Here is an 11,500-nt window from a genome sequence, read left to right on the forward strand (position 1 = left end):
GCTGAGCGACGAGAGCCATTCTTAGCGATCGCAAAATCGCATAGCAAAGATGTGACATACGAAGCCGGGTAGTGGATCGGGAACAGACAAAACGGGACAGACGGGGGCGTCTGTCCCGCTCGCCGGGGTCGTTGTGTCTCCTATATCCCTTCGTACGTGATGCAGGTCCTATGCCCGTCCTCACATCGGGGAGGGGGAATCGTCACAAAGAGTTGCTGTCGTGACCCTCTCTGTGAGCGGTCTCGGCCGGGAGGAGGAGATGCACGTCCCCGAACTCGTGCCACAGGTAGCGCCCGCGCAGGGCCTCCTCGTAACTCCGGTCGACCGCCGCCCGCCCGGCGACGGCCTCCAGCATCAGCAGATGCGACGCCTCCGGCTCGTGCAGCCCGGTCAGCAGTCCCTCCACCACCCGCACCCCGCGCTCGGGCCCGACCACCAGATCCGTCCATCCCCCCACCGCCCGGACCACCCCGTCGGGCCCGGCCGCGCTCTCCACTGCCCGCACCGCCGTCGTCCCCACCGCGATCACCCGCCCCCCTCCCGCCCGTGCCGCGCCGATCAGCCGCGCCGAAGACTCCGGCACCGAGAACCGCTCCGGATACGGCGGCTCGTGCGCCTCCGCCGAGGCCACCCCCGTGTGCAGCGTGACCGGAGCGAACCGCACCCCACGGCTCACCAGCCGCGCCACCAGCCGCGCGGTGAAGGGCCGCGCCGCACTCGGCATCTCCGCACTGCCGGCCCCGTCCCCGGACGGCACGGCGAACACCGTCAGGTACACGGACAGCGGCTGGTCCCGCTCCGTATAGAAGTAGCGGATCGGCCGACCGTGTGCCCGCAGCATCCCGGGGATGCCCGGCACCGACGCGCGCGCCCACCACAGTCGGTCCGACCGTCCGTTCAGCGGCTCCTCCACCACCAGCCGCACGCCCTCCGGCAGCACCACCTCGGCACCCGCGGGACCACCCGCACGCGCGCGCGTGGTGCCCCTCCCGTCGGGATCCCGCAGCTCGACCGCCCACCGCCCGTCGTCCCCGCGCGTGGAGAAGTGCACCACCACGCGCGCGTGCCCGATCCGACCGTCCACCGCCGCGGCCAGCGTGGACGAGGTGTTCACCACCAACAGATCACCGGCCCGCAGCAGCCGCGGCAGCTCCCGGAAGGAGTGGTGCGACACCTCCGTCCCCCGCGACACCAGCAGCCGTACGTCGTCCCGGTCCAGCCCCGGACCGCGCTGCTCCACCGGCAGCCGCGCCGACAGCTCCTCCGGTATCCGTACGCCGAGGGTCATCGCGCCTCCAGAAGGGAAGCCGCCGCGTAGCGACCGCGGGCCGGGCGCTCGTCCAGCAGCCGCAGGAACGCGGGCGCCACGCTCTCCGGCGCCGGGCGCGGACCGTCGTCGTCCGGTACGGCCGCCGCGTACAGGTCGGTGGCCATGTCCCCCGGGTCCACCGTCCACGCCCGCAGCCCCGGCTCCTCCTCGCCGAGCACCGCCGTGAGGTGGTCGAGAGCCGCTTTCGAGGCCCCGTAGCCGCCCCAGGTCCCATAGGCCTCGACCGCCGCGTCCGAGCTGACCGCGATCACCGTGCCCGCCCCGGACGCCCGCAGCAGCGGCAGCGCCTCCTGGACCAGGCCCAGGGCGGCCACCACGTTCACCTCCAGCGCCCGCCGCAGCCCCTCCAAAGGGAGCGCCTCCAGCCGTACGAGCGGCTCGGCACCGAGCGCGCTGGCGTTGTTCACCAGCAGATCCAGGCCGCCCAGCCGCCGCGCGGCCGCCACCAGCTCCGTCCGATGACGCACCTCCGTGACGTCGCCCACCAGCGCCGTCACCCGCGTGCCGTACGTCGTGAGCCGATCCGCCGTCTCCTTCAGGAGCGCGGCCGTTCTGGCGTCGAGCACCAGATCCCAGCCGCGCGCGGCCAGCGCCTCGGCCAGCGCCCGCCCCAGACCCTTCGAGGCTCCCGTGATGATCGCTACCGGCATGACACGTCCCCTCGTCCCACCCGCCTCTCGATCGGCGGTGGCCTCAACGTAGGAACCGGGATGCCCGCCCCGCCTCGGACGCGGGCCCCAAACAGCCGGGGCCCTTCGGCCTACACCGCACGGCCCGGTCCGGCGACCTGGGTCCACCGGGCCCGTGACCTGGTCCACCGGACCTGGACCCACGGACCGCGACCCGGTCCACCGGACCTAGGCCCATGGCCTGCCGCCTGGTCCACCGGACCTAGGCCCACCAGCGGGGATCGCGCCGCCACAGGTCCGATCCGCACGGCCGCCTCCCGCCGGTACCGTGAGGGCATGAGTCAAGGTCCCCGGTCCGGCCTCGCCGCGGTGAGTTCCGCGCTGCTGGCCATGAGCAGGCACCTGGAGGTGCGGGACGTCCTGAAGACGATCGTCGCCTCGGCCCGCGAACTGCTCGGCGCCCAGTACGCGGCCCTCGGCGTCCCGGACGACCACGGCGGCTTCGCCCAGTTCGTGGTGGACGGAGTGAGCGACGAGCAGTGGCGCGCCATCGGCCCGCTCCCACGCCAGCACGGCATCCTCGCGGCCATGCTCCACGAGGCCACGTCGCAGCGCCTGGCCGACGTGCGCAAGGACCCACGCTTCGAGGGCTGGCCGGCCGCCCACCCCGAGCTGTCCGACTTCCTGGGCCTGCCCATCCGCGACGGCGACGAGGTCCTCGGGGCCCTGTTCCTCGCCAACAAGCGCTGCCCCAGGCCGGAAGGCGGCTGCGGCTTCACCGAGGAGGACGAGGAACTGCTCTCGATCCTCGCCCAGCACGCCGCGATCGCCCTCACCAACGCCCGTCTCTACGAGCGCAGCCGCGAGCTGACCATCGCCGAGGAGCGCTCCCGCCTCGCCCACGAACTGCACGACGCCGTCAGCCAGAAGCTGTTCTCCCTGCGCCTGACCTCACAGGCCGCCGCCGCCCTCGTCGACCGGGACCCGGCCCGCGCCAAGTGCGAACTCCAGCAGGTCGCCGTGCTCGCCGCCGAGGCCGCCGACGAACTGCGCGCCGCCGTCGTGGAGCTGCGCCCCGCGGCCCTCGACGAGGACGGCCTGGTCGCCACCCTGCGCACCCAGATCCAGGTCCTCGACCGCGCCCACAGCGCGCACGTCACCTTCACCGCCCGCGGCTTCCGCGCCCTGCCGGCCGCCCAGGAGGAGGCGATGCTCCGCGTCGCGCAGGAGGCCCTGCACAACGCGCTGCGGCACTCCGACGCCGAGCACGTCGACGTCACCCTGGAGCGCCGGGGCCACGGCGCCGTCCTGCGCGTCACCGACGACGGCAGGGGCTTCGACCCCAGGGCGGTCCGGCACGCGGGCCGCCACCTGGGCCTGGTCTCCATGCGGGACCGGTCGAACGGGGCCGGTGCCACGCTGACGGTGGAATCGGCGCCCGGCAAGGGCACCACGATCGAGATGGAGGCCCCCGGTGGCTGACCGGATCAAGGTACTGGTCGTCGACGACCACCAGGTGGTCCGCCGGGGCCTGCGCACCTTCCTGGAGGTACAGGAGGACATCGAGGTCGTCGGAGAGGCCGCGGACGGCGCCGAGGGCGTCGCCCGCGCCGAGGAACTACGGCCCGACGTCGTCCTCATGGACGTCAAGATGCCCGTCATGGACGGCGTCGAGGCACTGCGCCGGCTCCGGGAGCTCGGCAGCCCGGCGCGTGTGCTGATCGTCACCAGCTTCACCGAGCAGCGCACCGTCGTCCCGGCGCTGCGCGCGGGCGCCGCCGGATACGTCTACAAGGACGTGGACCCCGACGCACTCGCCGGCGCCATCCGCTCCGTGCACGCGGGTCACATCCTGCTCCAACCGGAGGTCGCGGTTGCCCTGTTGGCCGAGGAGGAGAACAACGGCGGGCAGGGCAGGGGCAGCTCGCTCACCGACCGGGAGCGGGAGGTCCTGGGTCTGATAGCGGACGGCCGCTCCAACCGCGAGATAGCCCGCGCCCTGGTCCTGTCCGAGAAGACCGTGAAGACCCACGTGTCGAACATCCTGATGAAGCTCGACCTGGCCGACCGCACCCAGGCCGCGCTGTGGGCCGTACGCCATGGCGTGGCCGGCTGACCCGCCGCCCCGCGAGCGGCTGGCCGGTTCGCCCCTTGCCTCGCGAGCGACCGACCGGCCGACCCGTCGCGCCGCGACCGGCCGACCGTCGCCCGCGGACCCGCAGGTCTGCCCCTGCCCGCGGCAATTCGGAGGGTACCGCTCCGGACTGAGATTCATACCGTCGTGGGAATGTCCCCCGGATGGCGCAACCTCCGCCTGCTCCGGCCGTTCTCCAGTGCGTGCTGCGGCGACTGCCGCGGCGAACACCAGAAGGGCTGAGAAGTGAAGAACCTGAAGAAGGCAGCGGCCGTGACGATGGTGGCCGGCGGGATCGTGGCCGCCGGTGCCGGAATGGCCTCCGCCCACGACGGCGCCTCGGCCGCCGGCGCCGCCAAGGGCTCCCCGGGCGTCGTCTCGGGCAACGTCGTCCAGGCCCCGGTCCACATCCCGGTCAACGCCGTCGGCAACAGCGTCAACGTGATCGGCGTCCTCAACCCGGCCTTCGGCAACCTCGGCCTCAACCACTGACCGAGGCCGCCCACCGCTGCCCCAGGCCTCCCGGCTCCCCCCGGGAGGCCGATCGGCTTCTCCAGGCCAGGGGGCCGCCGCGCCTCGGGCGCACGCACCACAGGGCCGCGCGGTCCGGGCGCCGAGCCCCTGGGGCGCACCCCGGCGCGGATCTCAGGCCACGTTCACCGCGCCCTCTTCTCCCGCTCCTCCACCACGGAGTTGTACGCGGCCACCAGCGCCCGTCGAGCCGTCCGCTCCACCGGACGCAGGGCAGCGCCCCGGGCGGCCATCTCGGACGCGCTCACCGCACCCCCGTGCCCGTTGTCGTACGCCAGCGAGATCAGCAGCCCCACCCGCTGCGCCATTTCCAGCACCCGCACCGCCCGCGGCGGATACCCCGGCGCCAGAACCTCCCGTCCGCTCCCGCCCGTCACCCGACCGCCACCCCTCGACGAGGCGCTTCGCGCCGCCCCATCGACTCGCGCCCGGTACGCGTCGATCGCCGCCTCGGCCACCGGCCCCGACCCGGCGACGTCCAGCCGCGACAGCACCTCGGTCGCCTCCCGCAGCGCCTCCGCCAACTCCCGCTCCGCCTCGCCCAGCGACGGCACATCGGCCGGCGGCGCCTCCCGGGCCGGCAGCACATGCCACACCACCTCGACGTGCACATCCCCCTCGGGCCCCGCCTCGTACACCTCGGGCACCAGCCCGAACGCGGCCCCGTGACAGACCACCGCCTCCTCCGCCTCCAGCGCCCGCGCGTTGAATTCCGGCGGCCCGCTGAGCCCCAGCGGATGCCCCGGAGCGGGCAGCGCCACCCCCAGCGCCTCCACCCCGAGCGTCCGCAGCCGCCCCAGCGCGAGCGTCAGCCCCACCGGCCCGGACTCGCCGGGCAACCCCTCCACCCGATGGACGGCGTCCTCACCCACGATGGCGAGCACGGCGTCGTCCGGCGAGACAAGTCCGGCAAGAAAGGCATTTCCCCATGCGGCGAGGCGTCCAGAGCGCGGTTCCGAAAGCATGCCTCCACCCTAAGGACCGGACCGATGGAACGGCTCGCCCATCTCGTGGCGTAGATTCGTTGGGGGCTGCGCCCACCGGCGCGGCGGACCGAGCCACAGGCGTACGCGACAGCCGAGACCGGCGGCACACTGCAAGGGGAGACAACGCGCTCATGAGCGATGTTCTGGAGCTTCAGGACGTATCCGTGGTCCGCGAGGGCCGGGCTCTGGTGGACCAGGTCTCCTGGTCGGTCAAGGAAGGCGAGCGCTGGGTCATCCTCGGCCCCAACGGCGCCGGCAAGACCACCCTCCTCAACGTCGCCTCCAGCTACCTCTTCCCCAGCAAGGGCACCGCCACCATCCTCGGCGAGACCCTCGGCAGGCCCGGCACCGACGTCTTCGAGCTGCGCCCGCGCATCGGCGTGGCCGGCATCGCCCTGGCCGAGAAGCTCCCCAAGCGCCAGACCGTCCTCCAGACCGTGCTCACCGCCGCCTACGGCATGACCGCCGGCTGGCACGAGGACTACGAGGACGTCGACGAGCAGCGCGCCCGCGCCTTCCTCGACCGCCTCGGCATGACCGACTTCCTCGACCGCCGCTTCGGCACCCTCTCCGAGGGCGAGCGCAAGCGCACCCTGATCGCCCGCGCCCTGATGACCGACCCCGAGCTGCTGCTCCTGGACGAGCCCGCCGCCGGTCTCGACCTCGGCGGCCGCGAGGACCTGGTCCGCCGCCTCGGCCGGCTCGCCCGCGACCCCATCGCACCCTCGATGATCATGGTCACCCACCATGTCGAGGAGATCGCCCCCGGCTTCACCCACGTCCTGATGATCCGCCAGGGCAAGGTCCTCGCCGCCGGACCCCTGGAGCTCGAACTCACCTCCCGCAACCTCTCCCGGTGCTTCGGCCTCCCGCTCGTCGTCGAGCAGGTCGGCGACCGCTGGACCGCCCAGGGCCTCCCCCTGTCCTGAGTCACCCGCCCTCCGGTCCCCTTCGCGCCCTGTCCCCCGTAGCACCCGCAGCCCTACCATGACCATGTGAACGACATCGACGCATGGGTGTGGTGGCTCGTCGGCGCCGCGGCGCTCGGAATCCCGCTCGTGGTGACCGCGATGCCGGAGTTCGGCATGCTCGCGGTGGGCGCCGTGGCCGCCGCCGTCGTCGCAGGGTTCGGCTTCGGCGTCGTCGTCCAGGTGATCGCCTTCCTTGTCGTCTCGGTCGCCCTCATCGCCGTCGTCCGGCCCGTCGCCGCCCGGCACACCAGACAGCGCCCCCAGCTCGCCACCGGTGTCGACGCACTGAAGGGCAAACAGGCCGTCGTGCTGGAACGCGTCGACGGCACCGGCGGCCGGATCAAGCTCGCCGGGGAGATCTGGTCGGCGCGCGCGCTCGACACCGGCCGTGCCTACGACGTCGGTGCGGAGGTCGACGTCGTCGACATCGAGGGGGCCACCGCCATCGTCATCTGACCCGCACCGAACCAACCGGACCGCACGACCGGGACCGGGACACCGGACCGGCCTCCACGGGACCGACCTGGAGCGAACGCCCCACACGGCATGCGACGGTCTGTCAGACTCGACCAGCAAGATCTTCAACAGCCCACAGGATCTTCCGAGAGCGCCGAGGCGGAGAAGGGTACGGGAAGCAACGATGGCACCGGTCATCATCGTCCTGATCGTTCTGGTGGTGTTGGTCTTCATCGCCCTGATCAAGACGATCCAAGTCATCCCGCAGGCCAGCGCCGCCATCGTGGAGCGCTTCGGCCGTTACACGCGGACGCTGAACGCGGGCCTCAACATCGTCGTCCCGTTCATCGACACCATCCGCAACCGCATCGACCTGCGGGAACAGGTCGTCCCGTTCCCGCCGCAACCGGTGATCACCCAGGACAACCTGGTCGTCAACATCGACACCGTCATCTACTACCAGGTGACCGACGCCCGCGCCGCCACCTACGAGGTCGCCAGCTACATCCAGGCCATCGAACAGCTCACCGTCACCACCCTGCGCAACATCATCGGCGGCATGGACCTGGAGCGCACCCTCACCTCCCGCGAGGAGATCAACGCGGCCCTGCGCGGCGTCCTCGACGAGGCCACCGGCAAGTGGGGCATCCGCGTCAACCGCGTCGAACTCAAGGCGATCGAGCCGCCCACCTCCATCCAGGACTCGATGGAGAAGCAGATGCGCGCCGACCGTGACAAGCGCGCCGCCATCCTCCAGGCCGAAGGTGTCCGCCAGTCCGAGATCCTGCGCGCCGAGGGCGAGAAGCAGTCCCAGATCCTGCGCGCCGAGGGTGAGGCGAAGGCGGCGGCCCTGCGCGCCGAGGGCGAGGCCCAGGCCGTCCGCACGGTCTTCGAGGCGATCCACGCCGGCGACCCGGACCAGAAGCTGCTGTCCTACCAGTACCTCCAGATGCTCCCGAAGATCGCCGAGGGCGACGCCAACAAGCTCTGGATCGTCCCCAGCGAGATCGGAGACGCCCTCAAGGGCCTGTCCGGCGCCGTCGGCAACCTGGGTGCCATGGGCGGGGGCCCGGGCTCCAAAGGCCCCTCCGGCGGCGGTACGGGCGCGGAGCGCCGGGAGAAGCCGCAGATCGACTGAGCGACGAGCCGTCACGGCAGCGGGGCCCGCCTTCACACGGAAGGAGGGCCCCGCTGCCGTACCGATTCCGACGCGTACCGGCCACACCGGCCGGACGCTACGCCGCCGACTGCGCGAGCCACTCCGGCAGCGCGGCGAGATCGTCGGCCCCGAGCGCCAGCAGCATCGCGTCCGCCGGCGTCGGCTCGAACGGCTCCCGCAGCAACGGCATCCCCGCCTGCTCCGGAGTCCGGTTCGCCTTGCGGTGATTGTCCTCCGCGCACGAGGCCACCGTGTTCAGCCAGGTGTCCTGCCCACCCTGCGACCGCGGCACCACATGGTCCACGGTCGTCGCCCGCCGCCCGCAGTACGCGCACCGGTGCCGGTCGCGCACCAGCACACCCCGCCTCGACCACGGAGCCTGTCTTCGGAACGGCACCCGCACGTATCTGCACAACCGGATCACCCGGGGCGCGGGTATGTCCACCGCCGCTCCCCGCATGCGCAGTTCGGGGTGGGCCTGCTCGACAACGGCCTTGTCCTGGAGCACCAGAACGACGGCTCGGTTCAGCGTCACCGTCGACAGCGGCTCGAAGCTCGCGTTCAGCACCAGCGTGTCTCGCATCCGGCCCACCTCCCGTGTGCACCTGCCCACCCCCCGGCGGGCTCGGATCAACTCTGGACGGGCGCGCCGCGATGGACAACGCAATAAAAATGCCCGCCTCCGATCACTTCCAAGACCGGAGACGGGCAAACGTTCGGTGAACGCCGTTTTCCGCGGCGGACACGTCGGCGTGGTACGTCAGCCCTCGGCGGGGTTCTCGTACTCACCGATCAGCTGGGCGCGCGCCAGGGTGTGGAACCGCAGGTTGAAGCCCACCACCGCGGGAGAGGCGTCCGCGTCCGGACCGAGCTTCTCCTGGTCGACGGCGTACACCGTGAAGACGTACCGGTGCGGTCCGTCCCCGGGCGGCGGTGCGGCACCCCCGAAGTCCTTCGTCCCGTAGTCGTTGCGCGCGTGCACGGCGCCCGCGGGCAACCCCTCGAACGCGCCGCCGCCCGCACCCGCCGGCAGCTCCGTCACCGAGGCCGGGATGTCGAACAGCACCCAGTGCCAGAACCCGCTGCCCGTCGGCGCGTCCGGGTCGTAGCAGGTCACGGCGAAGCTCTTGGTCTCCGCCGGGAACCCCTCCCAGCGCAGATGCGGCGAGGTGTTCCCGGCCGCGTGGACCTGAGCGTCCTTGAGCGTCGCGCCCTCCTGGACGTCGTCGCTCGTGACCGTGAAGGCCGGCACGGGCGGATGGAAGTCGTGGGGGAGCGGCCGCCTCTTGAGCTCGGTCACCTCGGCACCTCCTGATCGTTGCAAGCTGATCCGTTACGGGTGACCCCTGATCGACGGGATCACCCGTCCGAGCCTAGAACCAGCTGCGCTTGCTGCCGACCTCGGCGATCCACTGATGCAGATACGCCCCCCAGTCGGTCCCCTGGTAGTCGTGCTGACCCACCTGGAACGACCGATAGGTGTCGCTGCCCTCGCTGAACAGGCCCGGCTTCTTGTCCATCTCCAGCACCACGTCCATCGCGTGCTCGTCCGCGACGAAGCTCAGCTCGACCTGGTTCAGCCCCCGGTACTGCGACGGCGGGTAGAACTCGATCTCCTGGTAGAACGGCAGCCGCTGCCGCGTCCCGCGGATGTGCCCGCGCTCCATGTCCGCGCTCTTGAACCGGAAGCCCAGCTGGATGAACGCGTCCAGGATCGCCTTCTGCGCCGGCAGCGGGTGCACGTTGATCGGGTCCAGGTCACCGGAGTCCACGGCACGCGCGATCGCCAGTTCCGTGGTCACCCCGATGTGCATGCCCCGCAGCGCCTGCCCGTCGATCATCGTGACCGGCGTCTCCCAGGGGATCTCCAGGCCGAACGGCACCGCGTGCATCGCGCCCGCCCGGAGCTCGAAGGCACCGCCGAGCCGGACCCTGGTGAACTCGATGTCCTGCTTGTACTCCTGGTCGCCGCCCTCCACCTCGACCTTCGCCTGGAGCCCGACCGACAGTCCCTCGATGTCCTGGTCGACGGACCCGCCCTGGATGCGCACCTCACCCTGGACGACCCCGCCCGGCACGACGTTGACCTCGTGCAGGACCGTCTCCACCGACGCCCCACCGGCACCGAGGCTCGCGAGCAGCTTCTTGAACGCCATCGACTCTCCCTTTAGGTGTGGATCCCTGATCCCTACATACGCGATCCGGCCGCCACCGGTTCCGCGCCCCCAGCCTGGCAGCGGACCTCACAGATCGACGACCCCTGGGACACCCGCCGGCTGGACTACGCTCGTAAGCCGTGATCACGACCTCGGACCGTACGCCCCTGCCCAGAGAGTTCTTCGACCGCCCCGTCGTGGACGTCGCCCCCGACCTCCTCGGCCGCGTCCTCGTGCGCAGTACACCGGACGGCCCGATCGCCCTGCGCCTGACGGAGGTCGAGGCCTACGACGGCCCGAACGACCCAGGCTCCCACGCCTATCGCGGCCGCACCGCCCGCAACGCGGTGATGTTCGGTCCGCCCGGTCATGTGTACGTCTATTTCACCTATGGCATGTGGCACTGCATGAACCTGGTCTGCGGACCGGAGGGCCGGGCCAGCGGGGTCCTGCTGCGCGCCGGCGAGATCGTCGAGGGCGCCGAACTGGCCCGCACCCGCCGACTCTCGGCCCGCAACGACAAGGAACTGGCCAAAGGGCCGGCCCGTCTGGCCACCGCCCTGGACATCGACCGGTCCCTCGACGGCACCGACGCCTGCGCCGCCGGCGACACCCCGATACGGATCCTGACCGGTACCCCGATCCCCTCCGACCAGGTACGCAACGGCCCGCGCACGGGCGTCGCCGGCGAGGGCGGCAACGGTGACGTCCACCCGTGGCGCTTCTGGATCGCCGACGACCCGACGGTGAGTCCTTACCGGGCCCACGCGCCGAAGCGCCGCAGAAGTTGACTCGCACCCGGAAGGTGCGTAATGTATTCCGAGCCGCTGAACCGGGTACGGCGTTCGCCTGCAGCCGGAGCGGCCAACCCACTATCTACCGAGCACCCCTCAGCGGGGTCGTTTCTGGTGTGTTCGCATGCCCGAATTCGAACCTGCTGCACTCGATTATGAATCGAGGCGGGAATCGGCTAACGTAGTGAAAGTCGAAAGGCCGACGGGCGAAAGCCGGAAAGCCGGAGACGAAACTCCCGCCGACTGGGAATCGGGTCGAAAAAGATCTGATAGAGTCGGAGACACCGAAGGGAAGCGCCCGGAGGAAAGCCCGAGAGGGTGAGTACGAAGGAAGCGTCCGTTCCTTGAGAACTC

General features: G+C 71.4%; 13 protein-coding genes. 7 read left to right on the top strand and 6 right to left on the bottom strand.

Annotated elements, in window-relative coordinates:
* Positions 1-202: 202 nt before the first annotated feature.
* Positions 203-1,288: an S-adenosylmethionine:tRNA ribosyltransferase-isomerase gene (locus ACWDUZ_RS29125; RefSeq protein WP_451634773.1), complete on the bottom strand. Its 1,086-nt coding sequence runs from the start codon at positions 1,286-1,288 to the stop codon at positions 203-205.
* Positions 1,285-1,980: an SDR family NAD(P)-dependent oxidoreductase gene (locus ACWDUZ_RS29130; RefSeq protein WP_451634774.1), complete on the bottom strand. Its 696-nt coding sequence runs from the start codon at positions 1,978-1,980 to the stop codon at positions 1,285-1,287. Before ACWDUZ_RS29130 ends, ACWDUZ_RS29125 begins: the two co-directional genes overlap by 4 nt.
* A 315-nt stretch (positions 1,981-2,295) precedes the next feature.
* Between ACWDUZ_RS29130 and ACWDUZ_RS29135 the strand changes: the two genes are divergently transcribed.
* The 3 genes from ACWDUZ_RS29135 to chpE all read left to right on the top strand — a co-directional run bounded on the left by ACWDUZ_RS29135 (position 2,296) and on the right by chpE (position 4,585).
* The gene (locus ACWDUZ_RS29135) at positions 2,296-3,441 is read left to right on the top strand and encodes a GAF domain-containing sensor histidine kinase (RefSeq protein ID WP_451634775.1); all 1,146 of its coding nucleotides are present in this window, start codon (positions 2,296-2,298) and stop codon (positions 3,439-3,441) included.
* On the top strand, positions 3,434-4,075 hold the full coding sequence (locus ACWDUZ_RS29140) for a response regulator (RefSeq protein ID WP_451634776.1): 642 nt from the start codon (positions 3,434-3,436) through the stop codon (positions 4,073-4,075). Before ACWDUZ_RS29135 ends, ACWDUZ_RS29140 begins: the two co-directional genes overlap by 8 nt.
* 264 nt (positions 4,076-4,339) lie before the next feature.
* Complete coding sequence (gene chpE / locus ACWDUZ_RS29145) at positions 4,340-4,585, top strand: chaplin ChpE (RefSeq protein ID WP_451634777.1); 246 nt, start codon at positions 4,340-4,342, stop codon at positions 4,583-4,585.
* A 164-nt stretch (positions 4,586-4,749) separates the two neighbouring features.
* On the opposite strand, the gene ACWDUZ_RS29150 is transcribed toward chpE, so the two are convergent.
* On the bottom strand, positions 4,750-5,589 hold the full coding sequence (locus ACWDUZ_RS29150) for a hypothetical protein (RefSeq protein ID WP_451634778.1): 840 nt from the start codon (positions 5,587-5,589) through the stop codon (positions 4,750-4,752).
* 152 nt (positions 5,590-5,741) lie between these two features.
* Between ACWDUZ_RS29150 and ACWDUZ_RS29155 the strand changes: the two genes are divergently transcribed.
* The 3 genes from ACWDUZ_RS29155 (at position 5,742) to ACWDUZ_RS29165 (ending at position 8,175) form a co-directional block, all read left to right on the top strand.
* A complete protein-coding gene (locus ACWDUZ_RS29155) occupies positions 5,742-6,539 on the top strand; it encodes an ABC transporter ATP-binding protein (protein ID WP_451634779.1) in 798 nt (265 codons plus the stop codon).
* 66 nt (positions 6,540-6,605) lie between these two features.
* On the top strand, positions 6,606-7,037 hold the full coding sequence (locus ACWDUZ_RS29160) for an NfeD family protein (protein WP_451634780.1): 432 nt from the start codon (positions 6,606-6,608) through the stop codon (positions 7,035-7,037).
* Positions 7,038-7,221: 184 nt separating this feature from the next.
* Positions 7,222-8,175 (top strand): SPFH domain-containing protein, encoded by a 954-nt coding sequence (locus ACWDUZ_RS29165; protein ID WP_451634781.1) that lies wholly within the window; start codon positions 7,222-7,224, stop codon positions 8,173-8,175.
* A 97-nt stretch (positions 8,176-8,272) separates the two neighbouring features.
* Here the strand turns inward: ACWDUZ_RS29165 and ACWDUZ_RS29170 are convergent, their stop codons facing one another.
* From ACWDUZ_RS29170 to ACWDUZ_RS29180, 3 genes are all read right to left on the bottom strand, one after another.
* Complete coding sequence (locus ACWDUZ_RS29170; protein ID WP_451634782.1) at positions 8,273-8,779, bottom strand: HNH endonuclease; 507 nt, start codon at positions 8,777-8,779, stop codon at positions 8,273-8,275.
* Positions 8,780-8,956: 177 nt separating this feature from the next.
* Complete coding sequence (locus ACWDUZ_RS29175) at positions 8,957-9,496, bottom strand: YbhB/YbcL family Raf kinase inhibitor-like protein (protein WP_451634783.1); 540 nt, start codon at positions 9,494-9,496, stop codon at positions 8,957-8,959.
* A 73-nt stretch (positions 9,497-9,569) separates the two neighbouring features.
* Positions 9,570-10,352: a sporulation protein gene (locus ACWDUZ_RS29180; protein WP_451634784.1), complete on the bottom strand. Its 783-nt coding sequence runs from the start codon at positions 10,350-10,352 to the stop codon at positions 9,570-9,572.
* Between the two features lie 140 nt (positions 10,353-10,492).
* On the opposite strand from ACWDUZ_RS29180, the gene ACWDUZ_RS29185 reads away from it, so the two are divergent.
* Positions 10,493-11,143 (top strand): DNA-3-methyladenine glycosylase, encoded by a 651-nt coding sequence (locus ACWDUZ_RS29185; RefSeq protein ID WP_451634785.1) that lies wholly within the window; start codon positions 10,493-10,495, stop codon positions 11,141-11,143.
* The last annotated feature ends 357 nt before the right edge of the window (positions 11,144-11,500 follow it).

The sequence above is a fragment of the Streptomyces sp. NPDC003393 genome, from assembly GCF_053589015.1.